Source organism: Legionella resiliens (genome assembly GCF_021344005.1).
Classification (GTDB): domain Bacteria; phylum Pseudomonadota; class Gammaproteobacteria; order Legionellales; family Legionellaceae; genus Legionella; species Legionella resiliens.
In genome coordinates, this window is record NZ_JAJTND010000003.1 from 336,836 (window position 1) to 362,642 (window position 25,807).

Here is a 25,807-nt window from a genome sequence, read left to right on the forward strand (position 1 = left end):
AGGACAGAATGAATCAATGCCTCGAAAGATTATTGGGTTTATTCAAATTGGGTATATCTACCCATACACAATCTAAAATTCATTTAATATTAATTTCTTATCATAAAGTTTATTTCATAAAACTTTAGGAGATATTAAATGCAAAGTCCAGAAGAAATCCGTGAAGCCTTAAGACAACAAATGGCACAAAACAATGAATCAGGGACTGGAGTAGATTCTTCATTTTCAGATGCTGAACTTGATGCAATTGCGGCAAAAAAATTAAAGTCTAGAGAGCACGATAACGATGCTTCTTTAGGTTGGGAAATTTCTAAGAAAAAGGCAAAAAAAATCTTTAAACTGGAAGATAAAGGGCCAATTCTTATTTTTAAAAGACAAATTACACCTGATGCTGAAAATATTCTGCTTTCATTTGAAAACATGTTGCGCAATAAACCGGATGGATATTGGCTTATTCGAGAAAGTAGACAATTTGGAATGATTAGCGTCACCTATAAGCAAGCAGGAAAAATCAATCATGCTCGATTTGCTTTTGTGGGTGAGAATTGGAAAGAAGTGGGTGGAGATGACCTTGTCAATTACTCAAGACCAGATAGCTATCAACGGATCATGAGAGAAAACATAAAAGAAAAGTGCGAGGAACTTCTTAAGCAAATATTTACCACCATAGGACTAGAAAAAACGAACATTCTCATTCCTACAGCAAGACAGGCCTCTACGGCACCTGAATATTCTGGTTATTGCGACATTTATCAGGTATATGTGAAAGTTGGCGCTGGAAGAGAAGTCGTTTATGGTAACCCACTTGAAGCCTTAAATAATGTTGAACTGATATTAAATACTATTTTAGCGGACTTAAAAGGTCCCAGAGAAGAAGAAAATGAATCTAATAGCGCTCTAGCTTTTTTGAAAGAATATAATCTACCCAATATAACGCCAGAAGAGCTGACTCAACATTTTCGCCAACCCAAACCTTTTAAGAGTGGAGACCATCTCCAGGAAGTAATACAATTAAAAGACCAATTTGCTGAATGGTTAGAGAAGTGTGGTCTACGAGATAATCTTTTCTGTCCTGTCACACAGGAATTATTTCTAGAACCCTATTACTTAACAGAAACAGGCCAAGTTTATGATGCAGATGGTATTTTTCATCATGATAAATTACTGGATAAATGCCCGTTAACTCAAACTCCCATCGATGAATATCCTACACATTGCAAGGGTTATCGGAGCAAATTGAAGCTTTGTCTTTTTAAATTTTTGGAAGCAGTGCAATTGGTTCAAGATCCAGAGCAACAGCAACAGATAGAACAGGCATCTAAAGAAGAGCAAGAAGTCCTTTCAGAAAGAGCCATTGCGGGGACAACAAGAAACTCAAACTTTTCCCCAGCTTTTTTTACCAGCACTCCAAGTTTGAGAGAAGGCAATAGCACGGAGACATCGTGTGCTGAAACTGATAACACTGATCAAAAGCATGGAACCTTCGGTCTTTAGCTTAACTAGGTAGATTGGGAGCCGAATAAGAGGACTTGAAGGGCTCTCAATGTGCCCTTATTGAGGTATAAGTAACAAAATATTTCGGCCATAGGCTACACTCAAAGGTATTTCTGAGGTGTATAACAGTTTTGAGTGTGCAAGAAGAAAAGGAAATGTCGGGCGAAGCGCCCGACCTACGCTCGCTAATCCTTCTTTTAAGGCGAGATTCCTTCGTAGCTGTGCCTTTTCAATTCATAAAGTAATTGAATACCAGATAGACCATATAGTATCCTTTCAATGATTATGTTTTCCATACTATAACTCCTTCAAAAACGGGCACTTTTAGTTCGAATCTAATAGTAGATTGGAATTTCAAAATAAAAACTATCAGATCCATATACCACATTCGAATACGGTCTGATTTTGTTTGATTAGTCTATAATTTAAACTAGAAATTAGAAATTGGAATATTATCATGTGGTCCAAGTCAAAAAAAAATTCTTCTAATCGTCAAAATGAACTCTATACTAAATTTCTTAGGGCACATAAGGATCTTGATAATCATGTAAGCGGGGATATATTGGTTAATTTAGATAGGGCCCAAACTGAATTAAAAAAGATAGAAAAAGTTTTTAAAATTATTGAGGATCATAAACGTCAACCGCTAGGTAATCTTGAGGAAAAATTAAAAGAAGCAATGGGGCATGAAACTCTGGTAGAGAAACTGAAACTAGAGAAATCTCTACTGGATGAAGCAACTAAGGATGTAGAGAGGCTTACTTTCTCATTCGAAGAGATGAAATTCTTATTAAGCCTTTTTGGACACGAAGGAGGGGGAATTTCAAAATTTTCTTTGGAAAAAGTTTTGGATACATTAGAAAAGCTGCCAACAAGTACAAAAGAAGAGGATAAACAAATTCTTGCTAAACTTGGCCAAGGTAACCCAGATAAGGCAAATGCAGTATTAATGGGGCTCATAGATGAAATTAAAACTCGTTCAGAAAACCCCGACATCGGGTGGGATTATCTAAAAGATATATTATCCAAGGGGGTTGGGAAGGTAGCTCACTATAATGATAAAAAAAATATATACAATGAAACGCTTATATTGAAAACCAAGTTGGAAGAACAAATCACAGATTTAACAAAGCCCAAAACGCTTCAAAGAGGTTTAGAGAAATTAAAACAAAAGCAAGCAGCTATTTCTAAGTATGTTCAGGAGCTCAAAGGCGTTAAAGCAATTCACGAAAAATATTATGTTGTTCTAGGTACCACTATAGACAGGGATACATATGATTTAAAGAGCGATCTCAAAGGTGTCGAAAAAAATTTAAGCTCTGTTAAGAATAAGGAAAAGAAAGAGGGATCCAGTGAATATAGCCGCCGGAAAGTCCAAGAGCTTGAACGATCTGTAAAAGTCTTATCATTTTTAACCAAAAAAGGAAGGCTAACTCAAGCTATTAGTGAGATAGAAGACGCTTTTAGCAGAGAAGTAAAACGCTTTGATGATGTTTTAAAAGAACTAGATAAAGAATCCACAATGAGAGAACATCAAAAAATTTTATTCATGCCTGGCACTCCTTCAAGCAGTAAGGATAAACAAGCAAAATATGAAGAAAATAAACTGGAGATTGCACGATTAATGGCCTTATTAGATGGAATAAAGGTAGAAGGTAAAACACTTACAGAAGACGAAGGAAAAAGATGGGAAAAAATAGAAAAGCAAATCGAAATGTTAGAGTATGAAAATGACGCACTCCAGCCAGATAGCTCTTCAAAAAGTAATCAAGAAATCATTAGTTCCTTAAAGGATGGCATGCGATTAACGTTAGAAATTGAAAAAAACAAAAACAAAGCGACCTCGTACTTTAAAGATACAAAAGAATTGATAAGAAAATTGAGGGAAGAAGATAATCCTCCAGAAAAGGATGACTCTTATTCTTTATAAAAAAATGCAACTAACTAGTAAAACATAGTTACGTACCAAAATCAGAGAGAAAAACCCGTATTACGCTTCGCTAATACGGCTAGGCGTGCTAAGTGTATTGGGTAGGCACCTTCACAAGAAACTTAAATATGCCGGTTTTGTGTTATCTATTTTTTCCAACCATTACGCCTTTACAAACTCACAGTATAGTCTGTGGTTACAGGGGTATTTAAGGTCAGTTTGTTCTATAATTTAACAATAATTATAGGAACAAACCTGGGAGTCTTGTTATGGAAAATCAACCTTATGATCAAGAAAAGGCTGAAGCATTTGCCGATAATTTACTGAGTACTTTTAACAGTGCCGCATCAACCCTGATGATTTCGTTGGGGCATCGAACCGGTATTTTTGACATTATGCAAGACATGCCACCTAGTACTTCAGCTGAAATAGCCAAGGCTGCATCACTTAATGAGCGATATGTTAGAGAATGGTTAAATGCGTTGGTGACAAGTCATATTATTATTTATGACAAAGATAGGGCAACTTACAAACTACCTTTGGAACACGCTGCTTTTTTAACACGTCAATCTTCACCAAATAATATGGCAGTGATTGCTCAATTTATCCCGGTATTGGCTTATGTTGAAAATGAAATTGTTCAGGCCTTTAAAGAAGGCGGGGGGGTTCCATACGAAGCGTATAATCGCTTTCACGAAGTGATGTCTGAAGAAAGCGGTCAGACTGTCGTTTCATCTCTTTTAGACAGTATACTGCCTTTAGTTGATGGTTTGATAGAGCGGTTAGAATCCGGTATAACTGTATTGGATATCGGATGTGGTTACGGTAAAGCAATAAATATGATGGCAGAAAAGTTTGTAAATAGTACTTTTTATGGCTACGATATCTGTCCAGAAACCATCGAAAAGGCCCAGATGGAGGCTGAATCAAAAGAGATAAGCAATGTCTTTTTTCAACGTCAGGATCTTGCTCAATGGCAAGATGAAGAAAAATTTGATTTCATCACGGCTTTTGATGTCATTCATGATCAGGCCCATCCTGAGGTTGTATTAAAGAATGTTTATCATGCTTTAAAAGCAAACGGTGTTTTTTTAGCTCAGGATATTAAAACCTCCACTTTTGTTGAAAATAATATTGATCATATTTTAGGACCATTAATATACACAATTTCTTGTATGCATTGTATGACAGTATCACTTGCCCAAAATGGCGCTGGCCTTGGAGCGGCATGGGGAGAAGAGTTGGCAGAAGAAATGTTCAAAAAAGCCGGCTTTAAAAGCATTGAAAAGTGTTATTTAAAGCACGATATTGTGAACACTTATTATATATTAAAAAAGAATAATATACGATGAATCTCAATATTAAAGTTTGATACCAAGAAGCTTCCTTAGATATGCTTTTATTGGTGGGGCCCACTAGGACTTGAACCTAGGGTCAGATTATGAGCCCCCAGTTAAAAATAAAAAAGCAGCGGTGACTGCAACAGGCTTTGCCGGATTTTTTGCTTATTGTTTAGGAGCTGTTCTGGCTGGGGCTCCTTTGGGTGCAATTATCAAAAATTACGGCTAGGATAATTTCTTCCTCACATTGTTTATTTGCTGCTTGTTCCATTTTTTATGATGCTGCCACTCTGGCATGTGAAAGACCGTCGAGGGCATCGTAAATCAGAATTTTCAGGCAAATCTGAGTTTGCTTAGTGATTGACTTCCCTAGGTGATCCAGTATAAATAAAGGGTGGTGCAAGCAAGGCGGCGAAAGACAAACGCGCTGTCATGCGATTAGGGTAGAAATCGAATGTTGGTATCATGCAATTAATCTAAACTACTTTTACTGCCCAAGGCCAATTATAACTGCTTTACAAGGTGTGTCCTCGTGGATTGTCATTGGTTTCATAAATCCGTGGTTTTCATCCGGGGTAATTGGTATTAAATAGCCTTTAACTTCAACGTTACTCCGGCTACTATTGATAATTAAAGCCGCCCTTTCAGCTAAATTAGAGTTGTGAATTTTTTTATTATCAAATTTAAATAAACCACACGAGAGTGCGGGAACATTTTTTTTCCGATTTCTCCATTCTTCTCTTGATTGTACATTGCCTACGGTAGCGCCTCTATGTAAGTAGGGGTTATTTACACCATTTATTTTCGCGGAATTTGTTTTATCATAAATGTTCTTTAAGATACTATCTGGTATGTAGGGGATGTCATTTTTATTGCAAACCGCTAGCACCATATAGTTATTTTTGAGTTTTCTTTGCTTATTAATCTTAATCATTTCTCCAAAGGTTTCTTCTTTGTATTGCTCATTATAATAATGGAGCTGATATTGCCCTTGTGACATTGTAAGTACAAAACAAGGGAAGCTTAGTATTTTTTCCCTATCTGGGGTAGCAGCGTTATTTTTTTCACATTGGTATACATATAACATTGCAGAAGATGATTTGGTTTCAACCTCGGGGGTTTTTATATCCGCTGTGTCGCAGCCTAAAATGGTAAACCGCTTGAGTCGCGGATATTGCTTCTCATGCTTCAGTTCGTTGGCAACATTATCAACTAGCTCCCTCGTGCTGTTGTAGGATGTTCTATTTTTCCTGGACCAGTGACAATTAACCGTGACTTCACTAACATATTTCATTAATTCCTGATTGACTACGGGTGTGTCTGTGGCTATCACGATGCCCTTTTTATAAAACTCTTTTTTCTTGAGGTTACTAGCCATTTCAAGTTCAACTATATTTTGTGTCGTATCCTTATTTGTAATTATCAGTTTCAAATTGATATCATTTTTTTGGATGAACTGACCTAAATCTTCCACAATTCCTCTTGCAAGATTATGATGTTTTAATTTTTTTAGTTCATTCAGTTCGCTATTGAATTCTGCAAAAATGGTACTGGAATTTTCGAAATCCCATTCTGTCTTGAATTTTTGAGCTTTGACTTCCCTCTTAAACTCTTTTAATAATTTAACCATGTTATTCAAGTGCTTCGTTGCTTCATCAATATCCGCGCTCATGATAATTGGTCTATAGTTTGATGCTCTCTTATAATTATACTATTTGGCCTTCAAGTGGGCCACCAGATTATTTCAAGGGCTCATTTTTAGAAATCACTGGCTTTGTAAGATTTCTCCATATATAGACCTAACTATGGCAATTCACGGGGAGACGCCAGGGCCATTATTTTTTTCAAAAATAAAAATGACTGTCCCTTTTTAACAAAGCCTAAAAAAGCATCTGCTTTTGCATTAGGCAGTTTTCCAGGATTGTAATGATAGAGCCATATTTTTTTTTTCAGTTTTTTGAGGATAGTGATCAATTCTGAATAATGCATGAACACCACTACTATTTTCTGTTGTTTCGCAATCATGAAAAATAATAGTTGCTTCTAAAAGCTGCTTGGGAACAAAACTCGCTCAAACTGAGGGCGTTGAATTGTATTTTTTTAAACTGTAGCAAAATCAAGTCTCTTGAACTGAACGTTGAAGATATTCTTTAATTTCTATTCTGGAATTTTAATCGTATTAATCAAAGGAGTGAATGATGTTAAAGGGGTTTTTATCTTCCGGAGTGGTGTTAGGCCTATATATGAGCACTGCCTTTGCGAACATGTTTACAAATAGTGAGCAGTTTAGGTTTATAGGGGGTGATCTTGGTCTTAATTCTGTAATAAATAAATCTACCGAAACCCTAATTGGACAGCAACAAAAGGGTTCGGGTCTTGCCTATTGCCTAGAAATCGGCAAAAAGCAAGACCTGACCCCAGATATGTGACCCCAGTTATGCTTAATTTTTATCGCAGTAATCCACTACAAATGTCCTGCGATGTATAAACAGTGTCGTACTCAAATACGCAAATTCCCCACAATAAATTTTTACCCCATATCGATTCTTTCATTATAACCAACATCATTGCTATCGGGGTAGCGGATAGACGAAATTTACAATAGTTCCATTAAAGCTGCCAAGTTAGCTAAAAGGAAATGCATGTATTAATGATCTATCTATCAAAGAACTTTACTACCAAAACGACCATTTTCTCCTGTGTTGACCTTACTTATAACACTTATTCTTAAGCGAAGTTGCTTTTCAATTTCAATAATAGCAAAAAATATTGCGCCAGTAAGAACGATTAGCACACCATCCCAAAAGGGGATAGCTTCAGTAATAAATAGTGTCTGCAAAGGAGGAAAATAAGTGATTGCAAACTGTGCCACAGTAATCACGATGACTGCCATCCATACCATTTTGGTCCCTTGTACCCCTTTCCATGTAAGTGAGGTGGTATAAATGTTGCGAATATAAAACAAATGAAAAATTTCAAGTACAACCAGAGTATTTAACGCGATGGTGCGGGCCAGCTCAAGTGAATAACCACGATCTAGGGCATAAAAATAGATGCCAAAAACCCCGCAGATAAATAGAATGGAAACCAAAATAATATGCCATACCAAACTTCCAGTGAGCAAAGGTTCACTTCGAGGGCGAGGCGGGCGATGCATGGTTCCTTCTTCCGTAGGCTCAAAGGCTAGAGCAAGACCAAGCGTCACCGCAGTAATCAAATTAATCCATAAAATTTGAATGGGCGTTACGGGTAAACTTAAGTCTAAGAGCAGTGCCAGAATAATAGTCATTGCTTCACCCGCATTAGTAGGCAGGGTCCAGCTAATTACTTTTTTAAGATTGTCATAAACGGTACGGCCCTCCCGAACAGCCGCCACAATAGAGGCAAAATTATCATCTGTCAGTATGAACTCAGAGGCTTCTTTAGCAACTTCACTGCCTTTTTTCCCCATGGCGATTCCTGCATCTGCCCGTTTTAATGCAGGAGCATCATTCACCCCATCGCCGGTCATGGCTACAGTCATGCCATGCGATTGCAATGCCATGACCAGTCTTAATTTATGTTCAGGACTGGTGCGGGCAAAAATATCGGTATCCAATACCGCATTTCGGAGTATCGCATCATTCATGCTATCCAAATCAACACCCGTTAATACCTTGTCCAAATTTTTAAGCCCTATTTGCCGACCAATGGCAAGTGCGGTACTGGCATGATCTCCTGTAATCATTTTGACTACGATACCTGCGGCATGGCATTGTGCCACCGCCGTAATGGACTCAGGCCTTGGAGGATCAATTAAGCCAACCATTCCAAGTAACGTCAAACTGCCCTCAACATCAGAAAACTCCAAAACGGTATGTTCTGGCTTTGCTTTTTTGATTGCAAACGCCAGTACACGCTGTCCACGGGCCGCGATTTGCTCCATTTGCTCTTTCCAATACATTTCATTTAAAGCTTGTATTTCGCCCCAATTGGTTTGTTGATTTTGGCACATCTTCAAAACTTGTTCAGGAGCACCTTTTATAAGGATCATCGCATGTTTTAAATGGTTATGATTTAAGGTAGCCATGAAGCGATGTCTGGCATCGAAAGGAATCACATCGGTACGTACCCACGATGCGTTTTCTTCTTTTAGAATCAGTCCTGTTTTACCGGCAAATGCGAGTAAAGCACCCTCCATCGGATCGCCCTCTACAGTCCAGCGTCCTTCTTGTTCATGAAGTGTGGCATCATTACAAAGCATTGCAGCGCGTGCGAGTTTCTTAAGTAGAGGATGCTCGTTGCTATCAATCACTTCTTCGTTTAAGCTAATCGTTCCTTGAGGTTCATAACCAATGCCATCCAAAATAAATAAGTGATTACTGGTTAAGACCGAAGAGACGGTCATCTCATTTTGGGTCAGCGTACCGGTTTTATCGGTACAGATAACCGATACTGAGCCTAAGGTTTCAATGGCAGGTAGTCGGCGTACAATGGTGTGTCGTCGCGCCATGGCTTGCACGCCAATAGCCAGGGTAATAGAAAGTACTGCGGGAAGGCCTTCAGGGATAGCCGCTACCGACAAACCAACGACGACCATAAACAATTCACCAAACGGATGATGCTGGACAAAATAACCATAAGCAAGAAGAATTGCGGCAATTAATAAAATAAATAAAGTGAGCCATTTTGCAAACAGCCCCATTTGTAGGACTAATGGCGTAGTTAATGATTCTACTCGTGACAATAATCCACTAATACATCCAATTTGAGTCGTGGAGCCTGTTTCTACAACAATCCCTTTGCCTTGACCAGCAGTCACCAGTGTCCCGCTAAAGGCCATACACGACCGGTCTCCTAATATAGCATTCCTTGAAACAGAATGGATGTGTTTTTCAACAGGGACGGATTCGCCAGTAAGTATGGCTTCCTGAATAGTAAGACCATGAGATTTTATTAAACGTACATCAGCAGGAACTTTATCTCCTGCTTCCAGTACAATAATATCGCCTGGAGCAAGCTTCTCGCTGGCAATGCGCACTCGCTCACCATCTCGTATTACCGTAGCGGTAGGGGAGAGCATTTTTCGAATCGCATCCAGTGCTTTTTCTGCTTTTCCTTCCTGGATGAATCCGATTAGTGCATTGATGATAACAACGGCTAAAATAACTGCAGTATCTACCCAGTGTTGTAAGAAAGAAGTCACCAGGGCAGCCACTAATAATACATAGATGAGTATGTTATGAAACTGAAGTAAAAATCGGAAAAAAGTGCTTGTTCTTTTGGGCTCTGGTAAGCGATTGAAGCCATAAACCTTTAATCTGCTTTGAGACTCCTCCTCGCTTAGACCAAGCTCTGTAGTATTTAATGTCGCGAGAATTGTTTCTTTGGATTGCTCATGCCAGCATCGTTCTGAGAGGATGTTGGGTTGTTCTGCCATGATACTTTTTTCCCTGATTAATACGCTTTTACCGGCGAAACAAATCCGAGAGGCTTTAATGCCAGTAATGAACAATCAATTTTCTGCAAAATGTTCTCTGCGGTATTGCCAATGATAAATCCCGATATACCAGTGCGGGCGACTGTACCCATTACCAAAATGTCGATTTTTTTATGAGTTATGATCTCTGGGATGACCTCCTCCGGTTGCCCTTTGGGATATTCTATATGGTATTCTGCAGGAATTTGCGCTCGATTAATTAATTCTCGCAGCAGCAATCCATGATCCTTTTGTTCTTCAACGACCATTTTCTCGAGCTCATCTTCAGAGACTTTTATCCAGACACTGTCTCGTAAATAATTTTCCAATTCGAACTCCCAGCAAGAAAGGATGCTTAATTTCCCCTGATAAAAGGTGTTCAATGAATGCGAAAGGGCCAATAAACGAAGCGACAAATCTTGTGCGGCAGGCTCTTCATCTTTGGGATCGATAGCAACTGCAATGCGAAGGTCTTGTAGGGTGTGTTTCAGCGGGCGATAAAGAAACAAGGCACAAGGGCATTTGCGCAATAGTTCCATATCCAGGGCATTAAATCCTTTCATACCCTCTGGTGTTTCCGCTGCTTTAATAAGAAGGTCATGAGAATTTTTAAGGACATGGCGAATGATTCGGATATCGGGTGTCGTGCCACAATCTACTTCAATATCGATGGGTATTTTCTTTTTAGGAAAGCCAAGCCCTGATTTTGCCGATTGAATGGTTTTATTCATTTTATCAATTAGAGACTCTTCATAAGAAGTTTTATACTCACTCAGTGTGTCAGGAAAAGGAGGGCAGGTAATTAAGATACGCAGTTGAGCTTCATTTTTAGAAGCTAATTTTAGTGCCAACTGTAAGGCTTCTGTTTCATCCTTCACTCCATGACTAACGAATAAAATATTATGAAATCGTTGCATTACTTATTCCTCCTTGAAACGATTTTTTGAGAAAGCAACGATTCAGCGTCGTGTTTGAAGCATTGCTTTTGAGCCTCTTACATGTACTGGCCGCCATTCACATCCAGATTGGCCCCGGTGATAAAACCTGAAGCAGGGGATGCTAAAAAGACAACGGTTTCTGCAACATCTTGTGGGAGGCCTAAACGCCCAACCGGTATTGCTGAAATTATAGTATTTAATACCTCTTCTCGCATGGTGCTCAGCATGGGGGTTTCAATATAGCCAGGGGAGATGGTGTTTACCGTAATGCCCTTGCTGGCTACCTCAAGCGCCAAGCTTTTGGTAAAGCCAAATAAAGCCGCTTTAGTCGCTGCGTAATTACATTGTCCAAACTGACCTTTACGTCCGTTAATGGAGGAAATGGAGATAATCCGTCCATATCCTTTTTCAAGCATTGCGGGTAAGGTATTGCGTGTCATGTTAAATACACTGGTTAAATTCGCATCCAATACAGATTGCCACTGCTCTGGCATCATCTTTTTTAAACTGGAATCTTGGGTCACCCCTGCATTGTTGACCAGGACATCGATTTGACCATAGCGCTCCATAATCAGTGAAACCAGCTGTTCACAATCATTAAACTGTGAAATATCCGCATACAGTATATCAATCTCAAACCCTGCTTTTTGTTGTGCTTTTTGCCATTGAATGGCCTCTTCATGATTGCCATTTTTGAAGTAGCAGGCAATGACACAATAGTCCGTTGCTAAGCGTTGACAAATTGCGGTCCCAATCCCGCCAGTACCACCAGTAACAATTGCTATCTTTTTCTCCATGATTATCTTCCTTAATCAAATCAGTTTGTCCGTATAAAAAAGTACTTTACAGCTAACGTTTGATGGATGCCTTTTTTAGCATTAAAAATCCCGCTAATCCTGATATAAAAGAACCAAGAACCACCCCAATTTTAACCATAGGCATTAAACTTGAATCATTATTTTGGTACGCTAAAGTGCCAATAAAAAGACTCATGGTAAAGCCAACGCCACAAATGAGTGCAATGCCATAGACTTGAGTCAGGTTCACCTTATCCGTTTTTAGAATTTGCTTGAATTTAACAAAATAACCTAAAGAGATGAAGATGCCGAATTGTTTTCCAAGAAACAATCCTAAGCCAACTCCCAGCACGATAGGATGAGTAAACATTGATAAATCAAGTCCAATAAAGGTAACGCCTGCATTAGCAAATGCGAACAGAGGAAGAATTAAAAAGACAACCCAATGATGTAGTCCATCTTCCAAACGAGACAGCATGGATTGTTTCCCCTCATCAGGAATCGTCATGGCAATCACAATCCCGGCAAGGGTGGCATGAACTCCTGATTTTAATACCGCAATCCACAAAGCGGCTCCAAAAAGCATGAAGACCGAGATATGACGACATTTGAAATAATTTAAGCCAATCAAAATCAAAGTAAACAATAAAGCGAGTGAAAGCGAGAGTAACGATAAGTTCTCGGTATAAAATAATGCAATAATAATAATGGCTGCAATATCATCAAAAATAGCGATTGCGGTGAGTAAAATTTTAAGTGAAAAAGGAACGCGGGTGCCTAAAAGAGACACAATGCCTAAGGTAAAGGCAATGTCGGTGGCGGTGGGGATAGCCCACCCTTTAAGGTACACTGGATTATGAGCATTAAAGAAAACAAAGATTAATGCAGGAAATATCAATCCGCTTAATGCCGTAAGGGCAGGAACTAAAAGATTTGTTTTGTTACTTAAAATTCCGCGATTAATTTCCCGTTTTATTTCAAGTCCTATCAATAAGAAATATATCGCCATTAATCCATCATTAACCCATAAAAGGAGCGGTTTTTTTATAGACAGGCTTCCAACAGAGACATTGCCACTAATACTTAAAAAATGTTCATAACCAATACGATAAGGGGAGTTAGCAACAATTATTGCAAGTACTGCAGCAATAAATAATAAAATGCCTCCTATGGTTTCTAAGTTATAAAAGGAATCCGATTTTTTCATGAATTTATTTTACAAGTGACTAAAAAAGTAAGTGTACTTTGTGTTTGAGACTGATACAAATTTTTATTTTAGATTAGAAACTTCTAAATTTAGAGAAGATTACATAAATCCTAGGAAAGACATCCTCTACTTTACCCCCTATATTAATAAATGGAAAGGCAATCAGAACAATGGGATTACTATTATAAAGCCACTTAATTATTATGTTTAAAGAAGTGAAAAATAAGTATTGATAGCAATGCAGTCATAATGAAAGGTATTGCAATTGGTAGTTGATTCTGGTCCTGAGAGAGTGCAACCAGACTGCTTGAACCTGCTCCTCCCAAAATTTGCATAAAACCAAATAAAGCTCCTGCTGTTCCCGCTATTTTAGGAAAAGGTGTAAGTGCACCTGCAGATGAGTTGGGAAAGACCAAACTTGAACCCATCATAAAAAGAAGAATCGGCATAACAATGACGACCGTATTAATATATCCAATCAGATAAAAGAGTAACAAGTTGCGATAAAAAACCAATATTCATCATACGTTCTAAATTGATTGTTCTGAAAACAAACGTTTTCTTAACCAAAATGCAACATTCACAAGTAAAATAAGAACGGGTACTTCAACCAATGGGCCAATGACTGTTGTAAAAGCAATGGCAGAGTTGAGTCCGAACGTGCCAATTGCTACAGCAATAGCCAATTCAAAATTATTGCTTGCTGCGGTGAATGAAGTAGCTGTTGTTTTTTCGTAGTTCGCACCTATAACTTTTCCCATTACAAAACTGATAAAAAACATAATTACAAAATAAATCGTCAGTGGAATAGCAATGCGAATTACATCAAATGGAAGTTGTAAAACCATAGATCCTTTCAAAGAAAACATCGCCAGAATTGTAAACAGCAGGGCAACCAGGGTGATAGGAGAAATTTTTGGTAAAAAATTGGTTTCATACCAATACAGCCCTTTTTGCTTTATCAATACAAAGCGAGTCAGAAATCCAGCAAAAAAGGGAATCCCAAGATAAATAAAGACACTTTCTGCAATAGTCATGAAATTGATATGAACTATTTGCCCAGCTAAGCCCACTAGTGGTGGTAGGACTGAGAGAAAGAACCAGGCATAGATACTAAAAAACAACAGTTGAAAAATGCTGTTAAAGGCCACCAAGGCTGCAACATACTGATTATCTCCCTCAGCAAGCTGATTCCAGACAATCACCATGGCAATGCACCGTGCCAAACCAATGAGAATAAGTCCCGTCATGTATTCGGGATAACCATGCAAGAACAATACAGCAAGCCCAAACATGAGAAATGGACCAATAAGCCAATTTTGAATTAAAGACAACAACAGAATGCGCCAATCTTTAAATACCAGCGGTAATTCTTCATATTTCACCCGAGCCAAGGGAGGGTACATCATTAAAATCAGCCCGAGCGCAATGGGAATATTGGTGGAACCAATAGACAAGGAATTGATAAATTGTGGTGCTCCAGTAAAGAGTGAACCGATCCCAACACCTGTGACCATGGTTAGGAAAATCCAGAATGTTAAATACCTGTCTAAAAAAGAAAGACGTCTGGTGCTGCACGTGCTCATGACAGCAACTCCTTTTCTATCCGTTGTTTCAGTTGCCTAAATACTTCTTCAAATGCGGTATTAATTTGAATTTCAGAGTCTTTTATTTTAGCTGGATCAGGAATACTCCAATGGAGTTTTTTGGGATGCCTAGGGAAAATGGGACAATTTTCGCGAGCTGCCTGGTCACATACTGTAATCACTAAATCAATAGACTCTGACTTAAATTCATTCCAGGATTTACTACGAGGCGCATTTGGTTTTATACCATGATTGGCAAGTGTTTCTGCTGCTTTGGGATGTACGCTTCCAGTCGGATCGCTACCTGCACTGAAAGCCAGATAGCGTCCATTGGAGTAATGATTGGTTATAGCTTCAGCCATAATAGACCGACAGGAATTACCAGTACAAAGAAATAATAATCTTATCGGTTGGGTATTCATCAGCCACAACATCCAGTTGTTTTTGTATCACAGCAAGAGGTTGCTGTGCTTTTTTCTGGCATGCAACAAGAGCTTTCTGTTGCTGTTCCACCAGAAAAAAATTGGGCATCTTCCATAGTATGATAGGCTTCCCATGCAATTCCACTTGGATCATTGACCCATGATTTTTCTGATTTAGCATAGCAACAGGTTGTTTCACCATCGCTATGAGTTGAAATATTGGCTTCTGAAAATTGTTTTCTTAATGTCTCTAATTCAGCGGCATCATCTACTTGAATACCCAAGTGTTCTACCCCACGCTTGCCAGCACGTGTTGAGATTGCAAAATTGATGCGCGGATCGTCCAACATCCATTTGGCATAATCCGATTTCTCTTTGACAGGCTTGGCTCCAAACAAAGCATTATAGAAACGGATGCTATCAGCGAGGTTATTCACGCCAATATGAATATGAAAACGTTTCATGATTTACTCCTTAGTAGAAGGACAACAACTATTTAATTCAATAACCAGACAATTTTGTGTATCAGGTTGTTGAATTTTGACTTGTTGTTTACTGCAGCAATCCTGAACCATAAAGGCGATAAAATCGCGCATTAATTCAAAATTAGCTGAATAAAAAACATAACGCCCCTTACGGCATGAGTTTACAAGTCCAGCATTCGATAAATGGCTTAAATGAAATGACAAGGTATTGTGTAAAATACCCAATTCATCACCAATTGCGCTTGCTGATAACCCTTCAGGCCCAGCTTGAACAAGTAGTCGAAATACTTGTAAACGGGTTTCTTGTGATAGGGTGTCAAATATTTTTAGAGATTCTTTTATGTCCATAATTCTAGAATAGTAGAATTATTTGATTTGATCAAGTGATCTTTGTGTCAAGTTTTATTCTGCCTGGTGCTGTTCTCATGCATTTAGCGCAATTTTTCTTTTTATTTGACAAGTAAAACTATTTTTTATAACTTAGACAATAACGCTTTTCCTGAGCGAGCCCCCTTCCAGTGCAAAACTCTTAGAGAGTAGGAAATTCGATTTTTATATTTAGAAAAATAAATATTAGGAAGGGAGTGTTTATTTTTCGCTAATATGAGGATCGAAATGATATCTTTTTCTAAAAGTATTCCTTCAATAAAATCCCTTAAATTATCAGCAAAAAAAATAGCTTCAACGAAGAATATTCCACTAAGCCAAGCGCTTGATCTTGTTGCCAATGAATACGGATTTACTCATTGGATTTTGCTGCATAAATATTTTAAATCAGTGCGCATGAATAATGTTGAATCCATTTGGCAATCATTTCTTCCTGGAGAAATGTTATTGCTATCCGCGGCTGAGGGTGCAGGAAAACTCTCTTTTGCTCTTAATCTGGCTTTGTATGCAGCACAAATAAAATTACCAGTTAAATATTACTCTATGCATGTTAATGCATCCTTCATTTTTGAGCGTTTAAATAAAATTTCATGTCAAAATTTAGAGTGTGATTTGCAACAAGAACAATATATGGAGGTAGAAGTAAATTGTTTTGATCAAAATACTTTAATAGAAAAAATTAAAAAAGATAAACCTGGTTCTTTATTAATTATTGACTATTTACAAGCCATTGTATCCCATAGAGAAATAGATCCATACCATGATTTTGTGCGTGAATTGAAATTAATTGCTCAACAGCATACTTTGAGAGTATTAATACTCAGCCAAGTCAATCAAGAAATTAATTTTGAATCTCTGGATTATATTGCTGGCGGATGTTCAATCAGTAGATATTTCGCCCACGTGATTCATATAGAGCCACAGCAACGTGAAATTGAAGGCGAGCGAGAAATCGTTTTGGTTAAATCAATACATTACCAAAAGCAAAAATCGCTCTTGCAGTTTAATAAAGATAATTATCGCTTCGTTTAATCATTTTCACAAAGGGTAGCCAAGATTTATCTTTAATAAAAACAATCCATGGTCTGTCGTACTCAAATACGCAAACTCTCACAATGGATTTTTACGGGATTTTTTTAATATTGAAACCCGTTATTGGGTTTTAATATTAAAATTATAGGTATGAAACTAAATAATGAACTTACATTGAAAGATCAGTTTGCAAGACCAGTCGTTTACGCCGCAGAGGCACGTGAAGCACGTATTCACCCCAGCCGACTCAGCTATTATGTTAAAACTAATCGGATTGAACGCATTGGTCATGGTGTTTATCGGGGGGTAGAATCCTCTGTTGATGCGGATTTTCAATGGGAAGATCTGATTATTATCACCAAAAGTATACCGCAAGGTGTGGTCTGTCTCGTTTCAGCTTTGGCTCTGTATGAACTGACGGATGAAATGCCTCGAGAACATTGGATAGCTGTTCCTCATTCTACTACGGCGCCAAAACGAGAGCATACTCGTATTGTTAGAATGCGTGATATGGAAACAGGTAAAACACTGTATACAGTAGGACGAGAAACAGTAGTCATTTTTGACAGAGAAAGAACAATAATAGACGCTTTTCGTTATCTCAGTAAAGAAATTGCCATTAAAGCGCTTAAAGCTGCAGTGAGTGGTAGAGCATTCAAAAAATTGGATATTAAAAAACTTCAGCAGTATGCGAGACAATTTGGACTTAATCTTGAGCCTTATATTTTGACGGTGACAACATGAATGAACAAGCCTTAAAAGCACGCTTAAAACATATTGGCAAAGAAAAAGGTAAAAATTTTAATGAAGTTTGGAAGCTATTACTTCTAGAGCGATTTTTAGCCAGACTTTCTCGTTCTGAATATTCTGATAAATTCATATTCAAAGGCGGGTTGCTATTATCCTATTATCTGACTATTGGCAGTGAGAACAGGGGTCAAATCTTTTGATTATCGTATTAGTTTTCAATTTACCCTTAATCAAAAGACTTGACCCCTAAATTTTTAGACTTGTTTAAATTTTTACAAGGTTACCTTTTAATGTGATGCAACACGACGTACACATTAAGCCAAATAAAAAATTAGCTCCAATCAAAAAATGATAAAATTAAGATGTGGATATATGGAAATAAATTACTCAATATGGAACTATTATGAAACAACATCTCTATCATTATTGGCTTAGGTGTGCCTGCGTTTTAACCATGGTAACAGGACTGATAAGCTTGCTTGCAAGTTATCCCGATACAGATTTTTTATGGCGTTATTTGTTTAATGCTCTGAGTGGGTTTCAATCTGATATCCAGTTTAGTGCAGTGGCCCGGACCCTCAGTGCTGTTTTAGGTGGAGTCATGATTGGCTGGGGATGGATGATGTTTTATCTGGTTCATCCATCTGTATTTAATCAATTTATTCGCAATGCCCTATTATCCGGAATAATTGTTTGGTTTCTTACGGACTCTATAGGATCCTATGTATCTGATTTGCCTATGAATATTGTTTTGAATATCATCTTTCTAATAATTTTTCTGATTCCTCTTATATCTTTAAAGAAATCGAAGTGAAATGGATGCAGCGGAAATTTTATTAGCATGCAATAGATTCATATATCGATCTTTCAAGTTATTGGGATTATTAGTATCAATATCTGAAAGGTCAACATATGAGGCGAGTTGTTTTAGTGGTTTTTTTGAATTTAAAGCTTCATTTATTGCAGGACGATACTCTTCGCCCAAAAGTTGGGCTAAGTCTTTAGAATGTTGACTTATGCTTGTATTGGGCTTTGATTTACCAAAATCAATTAGCTTAACATCCATATTGTGTATATCGCTGATTATATTGTCTGACTTAATATCATTGTGCTCTATACCTTTACGATGCAGCTTATCTAACTTTAAAATGATATTTTCCGCGATATTAAGTTTCATTGCTTGCGATAAACCGTTTTTTAAAAGATATCTTAATAAAATTCCTGATTCATAAGGCATAAAAAATTCACGGACAACACCTTTCCCACTTGGGTCTTGTGCTTTCCATATAGTAGATTCTCTTTCATAATATTGGACGGCTTTAGGCTGAGTTTTATGTGTTCTTGCTTTAAGGATGCCAAGTTCATTTTGAATTTCTGTATGGGACGAAAAAGAACACCAGGGCTGCAAAAGCGTGACAGCGTCTGGTGTATTGACAAAAAGTCTTCGGACGACGACTTTGCGAAAGCACTGGTCCTGACAATTTCGAAGAGGCGGAAAAGTATCTCGCAAGGCGACTCGAAGAGATAAGATTGGCAAGTCTCGTGGTTGCTCAATATAAGCAGCTGCAACAGCTGGCACTTTTAGAATTAGTTCAGCCAGCACGTTCCATAGTGATCCCAAAGGAATCGAATTCGAATTATAATTTAAATTTAGGAGAAAAACATGAAAGTTGTAATAATTGAACAATTTGGACCTTCAAGCGTGATGAAGCTTATAGATCAGCCAACGCCCAATCCAGGTTACGACGAAGTTCTTGTCAGAGTGAAAGCTGCTTCCGTAAACCCTGTCGATATACAAACCAGAAGGGGAGACTACAACAATTCGATTACATTACCAGCTAGGCTCGGAGTTGATTGTGCAGGTATCATTGAGAAGGTTGGAAAAGGTGTTCATGGTTTTCAGATTGGGGATGAGGTGTTCTATGTCCCGAGGCTACTCGAAAACGAGGGGAGTTATGCAACGCATCATGTCGAGAAAGCAACCATAGTCGCAAAAAAACCTGAAACGATTTCTTTCGAACAAGCTGCTACGTTACCGTTATCCGCTGGTACCGCATGGGAGTGTTTGATTGAGAGGGGGCGCCTAAAGTCGGGTGATAAAGTTCTCATTCATGGCGGAGCAGGAGGCGTCGGTGTGTATGCAATCCAGATTGCAAAATTTTTTGGAGCACATGTTGTAACTACATCTGGCCTACATAACAAAGATTTTGTAGAAATGCTAGGAGCTGATGTCAGTTATGATTATCGCAAAGAGTCATTGTATCAAGAACTTCGTCAAGACTATCCCGCTGGTTTTGATATTATCCTAGATACCGTGGGTCAAAAAACAATAGAAAATAGTCTTTCATTACTGGCAACCTCAGGGAGGTTAGTGTCAATTGTCGATATATCTGAACCTCAAAACTTGATTAGTGGCTGGCTAGTTAATGCAGAGATCCATTTTGTTTTTACAACTCAATCCGCGAAAAGGCTTGCTGAAATTGCAAAAGTGGTCGATGCGGGCGGTATAAAGCCTATTATTGAACGTGTTATGAAGTTAAGTGAAATAGTGTTAGCTCATGATCTAATCGAGGCTGGAAACAGAAAAGGTAAGATTGCAATCTCAATAGATTAGTGCGTGTGTGTGGATTAAAAGTAGTCTAGCCGAATCTATCTATAGTGCAAACAGCGCCATCAATGCCTTTTGGCTCTAGTAACGGCAACACCTAATGTAAGCTTGGAACGTTCTATGGATTTTGATTCAGTTGAGTTTAAAACAATACGACGCCTTTTATAGCCCTCAAATATAAAAACTTCATCACCAACTGCTTCAAGTGCTTCTGCAATTTGTAATCAAAGTGGAAGATGAAAATTCGGTCATCACCCTTTTCTGACTTAATAAGCAAAACAACCACAACCCAGTGCCCATGGATTGTCAAAATTAGGCCTATGATGGGCTGTCTTATTCAATCCGAGCCAGCGTGATAATTTTCCATCATGTCCATGAACCATACAGGAAGACCCATGCCAATGCGGTACTGCATAGCCACCATAATGTGCTACAGGGGACCATTCCGGTGAAGGTGGAGGCATAGGTGGGTCAAAGGATTTGAATTCTTCAGCAGCATATACGATTTTGCCTCCGACCACAGTGAGTACTGAAGTAATCGCTTTAATTGCTTCGTCAGCCACATGCATAAAATCGTCGGAGAGTACGGCTAAATCAGCATATTGACCAACAGATAAGGCGCCTTTTACTGTTTCTTCATTTGATTTATAGGCACTACCTTGCGTCCACAAGCGCAGTGCTTCTTCACGTTCTAGCCGATTGTTGTCATGATATAGCGAAAGTCCCCCAACTGTTTTTCCTGTAATTAACCAGTAGAGAGAAACAAAAGGATTGTAGCTTGCTACACGAGTAGCATCAGTTCCACCTCCTACAGGAATTCCCATATCGAGCATTTTACGAATGGGTGGGGCATTTTGTGCTGCTTCCTTGCCATATCGCTCAACAAAATATTCACCCTGGAATGCCATGCGGTGTTGTACTGCAATACCACCTCCAAGCTTTTTAATACGTTCCAGATTGTGTTCATCTACTGTTTCTGCATGATCAAAGAACCAGCGCAAACCATCAAATGCTGTATCCTTGTTTACTGATTCAAATACAGTTAGTGCACGATCAATGGTTTCATTATAGGTTGCATGCAATCGGAAGGGCCAACGTTGGTCAACAAGAAAACGTACTACATCTTTTAATTCGTCTTCCATTTTTCCAGGCATATCCGGACGTGGTTGCAAGAAATCTTCAAAATCTGCTGCGGAAAAGACTAGCATTTCACCAGCACCGTTGTGACGATAAAAGCCATCGCCACTATAAGGACTAATCTGTTTAGTCCATTGTTGAAAATCAGCTAATTCCCTACCTGGATTTTGAGTAAAAAGATTATAGGCAATACGCACGGTCATTAAACCTTCTTGATGCAGTTTTTCAATCACTTGATAATCTTCGGGATAGTTTTGAAATCCACCACCGGCATCAATACAGCTGGTAATCCCTAAGCGGTTTAATTCGCGCATGAAATGGCGGGTAGAATTAACTTGATGTTCAAAGGGCAGTTTGGGACCTTTAGCTAGGGTGGAATAAAGAATCATTGCATTTGGTTCAGCAATCAGCATACCAGTTGGATTACCTTTTTGATCACGTTCAATTCGACCACCTATTGGATCAGGTGATTCACGAGTAATTCCTGCTGCTTTAAGTGCTGCGCCATTGAGCAACGCGCGGTCGTACAAATGCAGAATAAATACAGGCGTGTTAGGTGCTGCGTGGTTGATTTCAGCAAGGGTTGGCATCCGGCGTTCTTTGAATTGGAACTCGCTCCATCCACCTACGACACGAACCCATTGTGGATTTGGTGTTCGTTCTGCTTGTTCTTTCAATATCATTAGTGCATCAGCTAGTCTGACTACTCCATCCCAGCGTAGCTCCATATTATAATTAAGACCGCCACGAATAAGATGTAGATGTGAATCATTAAGTCCTGGAATGACTCGCTTACCCTGAAGGTTGATTTGCTGTGTTCCTTGTCCTGCGAGTTTCAGGATTTCTGCATCGTTACCAATCGCCGTGACTACCCCATCCGATAAAGCAATGGCCGATACTTCTGATTTTTGTTTATCTAACGTTGTGACTTTTCCATGATAAAGGATAAGTTCGGGATGTCCTTTTGACATAATAGTTTTCTCCTGAAACATAGCCAGATCAATAGCTTCCATTACCGTCCGTAATTTAAGCAACTACAAATTAAGCTTTCTTTTGGGATTGTATGACCTTATGGAGATATTTTGCTCGTTGCCCGTAGTCATGCACCATGCTTGCTGCATACTCAATACCCATTCCATAGGCACCGAAATGATCACGCACAATATTGGTTATACCTTCGTAAGTCTCCTTACGACTCCAGTCACGTTGTAATTCCAGGGTTAACTGTACTGTAGAGATTGACTCGGCACCATGTTTTTCACAACGACGAATCGCGGCGTCATGAGCTTCTTTCGATGTACCTCCAGAGGCATCAATATTCATGATGACCTCATATCCTTCATCCAAAGCACATAGCGTGGGAAAAATTAAACAGGCTTCTGTCCATAGTGCTGCAATAACCAGTTTTTTTCGCCCCGTTTTTTTTACCGCATCCACAAAAACCTTATCTTCCCAACTGTTCATGCTGGTACGCTCAATGGGGTCTTGTTGCAGCACATCCATCAACTCAGGCCAAATGTAACCACTGAATGATTCTGTTTCGACCGCGGTTAGGAGGGTGGGGATATTGAATAATTTGGCGGTTTTTGCCATGGCGACCACGTTATTCTTAAGCAGCTGACGATCAATGCTGGTGACACCAAATGACATTTGCGGTTGGTGATCAATAAAAACAAAAACGCAGTTTTGTGGGGTGAGTAATTGTTCGGTTGCTGCAGACATTGCCTTCTCCTGGAGTGTGTTAATAATTCCATTTCATACTGCATTTATACTATAGCTCAAAGCAAAATTACTGCAACCATGCGGGGTCATCTTATTTGCTTTCTCTAGAATCATGTATGGTTATCGTTTCGGTTTGTGTGATTTCCGGTGCCCATCACCTTGGTTGAGCTCAATCCTGTTAATCAACAATTGCCCTTCGCAAGATAAGCATAATTTTTGCAAATGGTATGAGATGTATTTATTTTGGTCTAAATTGGCCGCAAAATTCCTACATTCTTAGACATGCTTACTGAATTAAAGCAAAGTGCATTTAAAGCCTTAGCTTCATTGGGTAAGACACTGGGGGCTTGGAAAGATGAGTTTCCAGAATGTGGCGTTTTAGTAAATCTAAATGGAATCACAGAAGGCTTTCATCGCAAAATGAAACTCATTCAGTGAAGAGCTTATGGTTTTAGAAATTTTGAAAATTACAGGGTGCGTGTTAAGGTGTTCTGCGGGTGATTATAGCTGCCCCCCTTAAATGGGAAAGAGCCTTAAATAAATGAGAACGTTATTTGCAGCAACAGCCTGTCATTGCGGCTATCTATTTAAACAACGATTACATCGGCTGCTCATGAGGAAACATCGCACTGCAAAGCAGTGTACGCGTTTAATACCTCTCCTTCTTCAACTGGTTGCCAGTCTGAAAGAAAGTCCTTTTGAGTCACTAAAGACTCTAGGTAAAACTTTATATCAATGGCGGGAAGAAGTGGTTAGAATATTGGTGAGTCCGTACGCTCACGTTTGAAGAATATAGCTGTTAAAGAAGGTTCTGATTTTAATGCGGTATTGACTCGTTATGGTCTAGAGCGTTTGTTATATCGAATTGGAGAATCAGAATATTCTAAACAGTTTTTGTTAAAAGGTGCCTTACTATTTAACTTATGGTATGACATGCCCCATCGCCCAACTAAAGATATTGATTTATTGGGGTTTGGGCCAATAGAAGCCCATTACCCTGTGCTTCTTAATGATCTTCCTGCCCCTAAGATCCGTACTTATCCAATTTATACGGTAATCGCAGAAAAATTGCATGCTATTGCATTATTGGGTATGACGAATAGTCGATTAAAAGACTACTTGGATCTTTATGTATTATTAAGTAATGAGCAGATAGATAATCAAGTCTTGGCTAAAGCCATACAGGCTACATTTACTCGTCGAGGTGTGACTCTTCCTGAAGTGCTGCCTTTTGGCCTGACCGATGAGTTTGCTAATGACCCAAGCAGGGAGTCAATGTGGAAAGCCTTTTTGAGAAAAAATGAACTAGAGCAGAAACCATTAACCGAAGTTATTGCTGTGATCAGAAATTTGATTCAAGTACCATATTCTTTGGCAAAGTAAAATATTATTTTTGCGCTGATGAATGCCAGATAACTGCAGCGATAATTATGCAGATTAATTTACCCAATAAAAGATGCACAACATAGAGGATCAGGCCTTGTGCACAACATAGAGGGTCAGGCCTTGAGTTTTGAATTTTCAATTGTATGGTTATTAAACCATTCACATTTCAAAGCCTGACCTCGAGATTTTTCAAGTCTTTTGGCCTTATTTCACCAGTTTTATTCATTGATTTAATTCATAAAAATAATTGAGTGCCTTATCAATTAATTCTGCTTTGGAGAAAACACCTAATTTGAATTTGATATTATTCAGATGCTCTTCAACCGTACGTTGAGAAATTCCCAATTCGATAGCGACTTGCTTTGCTGGTTTACCTCGGACAGTTAGGTGCAAACATTGTGATTCGCGTTGTGAAAAATAAGGAAATGTGTAGTCATTTTTAGACGGAAAGTTAGTTTGAGTAACGCCAGTTTCATTGATATTCAATAAATCTAGGCTAATTAATTTAGATAAAAATTCGGCTAAGTTATGCTTGCCAATAATGCTTCCGCATCCAAAGGTGCCAATTATTTTATTTTCGTCATTATACCAAGGGAGTTTGAAGAGAAGACATTGATGAGACGACCCATCAAAGCGAATAAGGTCAAATTCAGTAATTTCTAACTTCTTTTTTATCATTATCTGTTCATCATGGTTGGTAGCGATAACGGCTTGTTTCTGAACCATAAAGTCAACTGGCCTTTTGCCAACGGATGCTTTCACAGATTCTAATCCGCATATATTCGCACATCCATCATTTAAAGTAACAAAAGCACATTCAGTATTACTAAACCAAATGTTAAAAGGTTGTTCAAGAAAATCTGCGACTGTGTGACGATATTGTTCTTTAAAATGATGCTCCTTCGAGTTTGGCTTGATTAACTTAATACCCTGACCGATACGTTGGATCAAGAACTCGTTACTGATGGCAATATTATTTTTCATGTGCCTTTGGTCAAAAACAATTGTCCGATAATTGTACAAATATTTGTGACGAAAGTAAATGCTATATAAACCCTTAGGTACCATTGACTATGTCATAAAGACCCTCCTCTGTTCGCGGCTAGATTGTAAGTATCACGAATAGCA

The 25,807-nt window shown here is 38.6% G+C and carries 26 protein-coding genes and 2 pseudogenes; 13 read left to right on the forward strand and 15 right to left on the reverse strand.

Annotation, left to right across the window (positions count from 1 at the left end):
- Nucleotides 1-138: 138 nt before the first annotated feature.
- From LXO92_RS05085 to LXO92_RS17205, 4 genes and pseudogenes are all read left to right on the forward strand, one after another.
- Nucleotides 139-1,494, forward strand: a complete 1,356-nt coding sequence (locus LXO92_RS05085; RefSeq protein WP_232890498.1) for a hypothetical protein — start codon at nt 139-141, stop codon at nt 1,492-1,494.
- Nucleotides 1,495-1,951: 457 nt separating this feature from the next.
- Entirely contained in the window at nt 1,952-3,424 is a 1,473-nt protein-coding gene (locus tag LXO92_RS05090; protein WP_232890499.1) for a hypothetical protein, read from the forward strand.
- A 269-nt stretch (nt 3,425-3,693) separates the two neighbouring features.
- Nucleotides 3,694-4,776, forward strand: a complete 1,083-nt coding sequence (locus LXO92_RS05095) for a class I SAM-dependent methyltransferase (RefSeq protein WP_182351638.1) — start codon at nt 3,694-3,696, stop codon at nt 4,774-4,776.
- A gap of 106 nt (nt 4,777-4,882) precedes the next feature.
- Nucleotides 4,883-5,121 (forward strand): annotated as a pseudogene (locus LXO92_RS17205) (MFS transporter family glucose-6-phosphate receptor UhpC); the annotation flags it as partial.
- A 130-nt stretch (nt 5,122-5,251) separates the two neighbouring features.
- On the opposite strand, the gene LXO92_RS05105 reads toward LXO92_RS17205, so the two are convergent.
- Together LXO92_RS05105 and LXO92_RS05110 are read right to left on the reverse strand one after the other, a co-directional pair.
- On the reverse strand, nt 5,252-6,436 hold the full coding sequence (locus tag LXO92_RS05105; protein ID WP_425600742.1) for a hypothetical protein: 1,185 nt from the start codon (nt 6,434-6,436) through the stop codon (nt 5,252-5,254).
- 131 nt (nt 6,437-6,567) lie between these two features.
- Complete coding sequence (locus LXO92_RS05110) at nt 6,568-6,789, reverse strand: hypothetical protein (protein WP_232890501.1); 222 nt, start codon at nt 6,787-6,789, stop codon at nt 6,568-6,570.
- Nucleotides 6,790-6,962: 173 nt separating this feature from the next.
- Here LXO92_RS05110 and LXO92_RS05115 point away from each other — a divergent pair, with 173 nt between their 5' ends.
- On the forward strand, nt 6,963-7,193 hold the full coding sequence (locus LXO92_RS05115) for a hypothetical protein (RefSeq protein ID WP_233291522.1): 231 nt from the start codon (nt 6,963-6,965) through the stop codon (nt 7,191-7,193).
- A 233-nt stretch (nt 7,194-7,426) separates the two neighbouring features.
- On the opposite strand, the gene LXO92_RS05120 is transcribed toward LXO92_RS05115, so the two are convergent.
- From LXO92_RS05120 to LXO92_RS05160, 9 genes are all read right to left on the reverse strand, one after another.
- Entirely contained in the window at nt 7,427-10,183 is a 2,757-nt protein-coding gene (locus LXO92_RS05120) for a cation-transporting P-type ATPase (RefSeq protein ID WP_232890502.1), read from the reverse strand.
- 17 nt (nt 10,184-10,200) lie between these two features.
- A complete protein-coding gene (locus tag LXO92_RS05125) occupies nt 10,201-11,139 on the reverse strand; it encodes a universal stress protein (protein ID WP_182351641.1) in 939 nt (312 codons plus the stop codon).
- 77 nt (nt 11,140-11,216) lie between these two features.
- Complete coding sequence (gene phbB, locus LXO92_RS05130; protein WP_182351642.1) at nt 11,217-11,957, reverse strand: acetoacetyl-CoA reductase; 741 nt, start codon at nt 11,955-11,957, stop codon at nt 11,217-11,219.
- 52 nt (nt 11,958-12,009) lie between these two features.
- Nucleotides 12,010-13,164: a Na+/H+ antiporter NhaA gene (gene nhaA / locus LXO92_RS05135; RefSeq protein ID WP_182351643.1), complete on the reverse strand. Its 1,155-nt coding sequence runs from the start codon at nt 13,162-13,164 to the stop codon at nt 12,010-12,012.
- A 194-nt stretch (nt 13,165-13,358) separates the two neighbouring features.
- Entirely contained in the window at nt 13,359-13,679 is a 321-nt protein-coding gene (locus tag LXO92_RS05140) for an MFS transporter (RefSeq protein WP_182351644.1), read from the reverse strand.
- Nucleotides 13,680-13,694: 15 nt separating this feature from the next.
- Complete coding sequence (gene arsB / locus LXO92_RS05145; protein WP_182351645.1) at nt 13,695-14,750, reverse strand: ACR3 family arsenite efflux transporter; 1,056 nt, start codon at nt 14,748-14,750, stop codon at nt 13,695-13,697.
- Entirely contained in the window at nt 14,747-15,184 is a 438-nt protein-coding gene (locus LXO92_RS05150) for an arsenate reductase ArsC (protein ID WP_340162998.1), read from the reverse strand. Before LXO92_RS05150 ends, arsB begins: the two co-directional genes overlap by 4 nt.
- Nucleotides 15,172-15,636, reverse strand: coding sequence for an ArsI/CadI family heavy metal resistance metalloenzyme (locus LXO92_RS05155; protein WP_182351647.1), 465 nt, complete (start codon nt 15,634-15,636; stop codon nt 15,172-15,174). Before LXO92_RS05155 ends, LXO92_RS05150 begins: the two co-directional genes overlap by 13 nt.
- 3 nt (nt 15,637-15,639) lie before the next feature.
- A complete protein-coding gene (locus tag LXO92_RS05160) occupies nt 15,640-16,005 on the reverse strand; it encodes an ArsR/SmtB family transcription factor (protein WP_182351648.1) in 366 nt (121 codons plus the stop codon).
- Between the two features lie 267 nt (nt 16,006-16,272).
- On the opposite strand from LXO92_RS05160, the gene LXO92_RS05165 reads away from it, so the two are divergent.
- The 4 genes from LXO92_RS05165 (at nt 16,273) to LXO92_RS05180 (ending at nt 18,640) form a co-directional block, all read left to right on the forward strand.
- Nucleotides 16,273-17,076, forward strand: coding sequence for a P-loop NTPase family protein (locus tag LXO92_RS05165; RefSeq protein WP_182351649.1), 804 nt, complete (start codon nt 16,273-16,275; stop codon nt 17,074-17,076).
- A gap of 150 nt (nt 17,077-17,226) precedes the next feature.
- On the forward strand, nt 17,227-17,820 hold the full coding sequence (locus LXO92_RS05170) for a type IV toxin-antitoxin system AbiEi family antitoxin domain-containing protein (RefSeq protein WP_232890505.1): 594 nt from the start codon (nt 17,227-17,229) through the stop codon (nt 17,818-17,820).
- Nucleotides 17,817-18,026, forward strand: coding sequence for a nucleotidyl transferase AbiEii/AbiGii toxin family protein (locus LXO92_RS05175; RefSeq protein ID WP_182351651.1), 210 nt, complete (start codon nt 17,817-17,819; stop codon nt 18,024-18,026). Before LXO92_RS05170 ends, LXO92_RS05175 begins: the two co-directional genes overlap by 4 nt.
- Before the next feature lie 203 nt (nt 18,027-18,229).
- Complete coding sequence (locus LXO92_RS05180) at nt 18,230-18,640, forward strand: hypothetical protein (protein ID WP_182351652.1); 411 nt, start codon at nt 18,230-18,232, stop codon at nt 18,638-18,640.
- On the opposite strand, the gene LXO92_RS05185 is transcribed toward LXO92_RS05180, so the two are convergent.
- Nucleotides 18,623-19,429 carry a protein kinase domain-containing protein gene (locus tag LXO92_RS05185; protein WP_232890506.1) on the reverse strand — a complete coding sequence of 269 codons (807 nt, stop codon included), beginning with the start codon at nt 19,427-19,429 and terminating at the stop codon, nt 18,623-18,625. The genes LXO92_RS05180 and LXO92_RS05185 overlap by 18 nt on opposite strands.
- Nucleotides 19,430-19,489: 60 nt before the next feature.
- Here LXO92_RS05185 and LXO92_RS05190 point away from each other — a divergent pair, with 60 nt between their 5' ends.
- The gene (locus LXO92_RS05190) at nt 19,490-20,440 is read left to right on the forward strand and encodes a zinc-binding dehydrogenase (RefSeq protein WP_232890507.1); all 951 of its coding nucleotides are present in this window, start codon (nt 19,490-19,492) and stop codon (nt 20,438-20,440) included.
- Nucleotides 20,441-20,700: 260 nt separating this feature from the next.
- Here the strand turns inward: LXO92_RS05190 and LXO92_RS05195 are convergent, their stop codons facing one another.
- Nucleotides 20,701-22,542 (reverse strand): amidohydrolase, encoded by a 1,842-nt coding sequence (locus LXO92_RS05195; RefSeq protein ID WP_232890508.1) that lies wholly within the window; start codon nt 22,540-22,542, stop codon nt 20,701-20,703.
- 70 nt (nt 22,543-22,612) lie between these two features.
- Entirely contained in the window at nt 22,613-23,293 is a 681-nt protein-coding gene (locus tag LXO92_RS05200; protein ID WP_182351655.1) for a hydrolase, read from the reverse strand.
- A gap of 282 nt (nt 23,294-23,575) precedes the next feature.
- Here LXO92_RS05200 and LXO92_RS05205 point away from each other — a divergent pair, with 282 nt between their 5' ends.
- The 3 genes and pseudogenes from LXO92_RS05205 (at nt 23,576) to LXO92_RS05215 (ending at nt 24,676) form a co-directional block, all read left to right on the forward strand.
- Nucleotides 23,576-23,731, forward strand: a complete 156-nt coding sequence (locus LXO92_RS05205; protein WP_370529177.1) for a hypothetical protein — start codon at nt 23,576-23,578, stop codon at nt 23,729-23,731.
- Nucleotides 23,732-23,838: 107 nt separating this feature from the next.
- A pseudogene (locus LXO92_RS05210) lies at nt 23,839-24,053 on the forward strand (ISL3 family transposase); the annotation flags it as partial.
- A gap of 23 nt (nt 24,054-24,076) precedes the next feature.
- Nucleotides 24,077-24,676 (forward strand): nucleotidyl transferase AbiEii/AbiGii toxin family protein, encoded by a 600-nt coding sequence (locus tag LXO92_RS05215; protein WP_232890509.1) that lies wholly within the window; start codon nt 24,077-24,079, stop codon nt 24,674-24,676.
- Between the two features lie 225 nt (nt 24,677-24,901).
- On the opposite strand, the gene LXO92_RS05220 is transcribed toward LXO92_RS05215, so the two are convergent.
- Nucleotides 24,902-25,663 carry a helix-turn-helix domain-containing protein gene (locus tag LXO92_RS05220; RefSeq protein ID WP_182351656.1) on the reverse strand — a complete coding sequence of 254 codons (762 nt, stop codon included), beginning with the start codon at nt 25,661-25,663 and terminating at the stop codon, nt 24,902-24,904.
- Between the last annotated feature and the right edge of the window lie 144 nt (nt 25,664-25,807).

What these genes read in the sequence shown, in the direction of transcription:
- LXO92_RS05220 (WP_182351656.1), bottom strand. Translation starts at nt 25,663, where the DNA reads ATGAAAAATAATATTGCCATCAGTAACGAGTTCTTGATCCAACGTATC.
- LXO92_RS05175 (WP_182351651.1), top strand. Translation starts at nt 17,817, where the DNA reads ATGAATGAACAAGCCTTAAAAGCACGCTTAAAACATATTGGCAAAGAA.
- LXO92_RS05180 (WP_182351652.1), top strand. Translation starts at nt 18,230, where the DNA reads ATGAAACAACATCTCTATCATTATTGGCTTAGGTGTGCCTGCGTTTTA.
- LXO92_RS05085 (WP_232890498.1), top strand. Translation starts at nt 139, where the DNA reads ATGCAAAGTCCAGAAGAAATCCGTGAAGCCTTAAGACAACAAATGGCA.
- LXO92_RS05160 (WP_182351648.1), bottom strand. Translation starts at nt 16,005, where the DNA reads ATGGACATAAAAGAATCTCTAAAAATATTTGACACCCTATCACAAGAA.
- arsB (WP_182351645.1), bottom strand. Translation starts at nt 14,750, where the DNA reads ATGAGCACGTGCAGCACCAGACGTCTTTCTTTTTTAGACAGGTATTTA.
- LXO92_RS05095 (WP_182351638.1), top strand. Translation starts at nt 3,694, where the DNA reads ATGGAAAATCAACCTTATGATCAAGAAAAGGCTGAAGCATTTGCCGAT.
- LXO92_RS05150 (WP_340162998.1), bottom strand. Translation starts at nt 15,184, where the DNA reads ATGTTGTGGCTGATGAATACCCAACCGATAAGATTATTATTTCTTTGT.
- LXO92_RS05125 (WP_182351641.1), bottom strand. Translation starts at nt 11,139, where the DNA reads ATGCAACGATTTCATAATATTTTATTCGTTAGTCATGGAGTGAAGGAT.
- LXO92_RS05090 (WP_232890499.1), top strand. Translation starts at nt 1,952, where the DNA reads ATGTGGTCCAAGTCAAAAAAAAATTCTTCTAATCGTCAAAATGAACTC.
- LXO92_RS05205 (WP_370529177.1), top strand. Translation starts at nt 23,576, where the DNA reads ATGCTTACTGAATTAAAGCAAAGTGCATTTAAAGCCTTAGCTTCATTG.
- LXO92_RS05200 (WP_182351655.1), bottom strand. Translation starts at nt 23,293, where the DNA reads ATGTCTGCAGCAACCGAACAATTACTCACCCCACAAAACTGCGTTTTT.
- LXO92_RS05120 (WP_232890502.1), bottom strand. Translation starts at nt 10,183, where the DNA reads ATGGCAGAACAACCCAACATCCTCTCAGAACGATGCTGGCATGAGCAA.
- LXO92_RS05165 (WP_182351649.1), top strand. Translation starts at nt 16,273, where the DNA reads ATGATATCTTTTTCTAAAAGTATTCCTTCAATAAAATCCCTTAAATTA.
- LXO92_RS05170 (WP_232890505.1), top strand. Translation starts at nt 17,227, where the DNA reads ATGAAACTAAATAATGAACTTACATTGAAAGATCAGTTTGCAAGACCA.
- LXO92_RS05190 (WP_232890507.1), top strand. Translation starts at nt 19,490, where the DNA reads ATGAAAGTTGTAATAATTGAACAATTTGGACCTTCAAGCGTGATGAAG.
- LXO92_RS05115 (WP_233291522.1), top strand. Translation starts at nt 6,963, where the DNA reads ATGTTAAAGGGGTTTTTATCTTCCGGAGTGGTGTTAGGCCTATATATG.
- LXO92_RS05110 (WP_232890501.1), bottom strand. Translation starts at nt 6,789, where the DNA reads ATGATTGCGAAACAACAGAAAATAGTAGTGGTGTTCATGCATTATTCA.
- phbB (WP_182351642.1), bottom strand. Translation starts at nt 11,957, where the DNA reads ATGGAGAAAAAGATAGCAATTGTTACTGGTGGTACTGGCGGGATTGGG.
- LXO92_RS05105 (WP_425600742.1), bottom strand. Translation starts at nt 6,436, where the DNA reads ATGAGCGCGGATATTGATGAAGCAACGAAGCACTTGAATAACATGGTT.
- LXO92_RS05195 (WP_232890508.1), bottom strand. Translation starts at nt 22,542, where the DNA reads ATGTCAAAAGGACATCCCGAACTTATCCTTTATCATGGAAAAGTCACA.
- LXO92_RS05155 (WP_182351647.1), bottom strand. Translation starts at nt 15,636, where the DNA reads ATGAAACGTTTTCATATTCATATTGGCGTGAATAACCTCGCTGATAGC.
- nhaA (WP_182351643.1), bottom strand. Translation starts at nt 13,164, where the DNA reads ATGAAAAAATCGGATTCCTTTTATAACTTAGAAACCATAGGAGGCATT.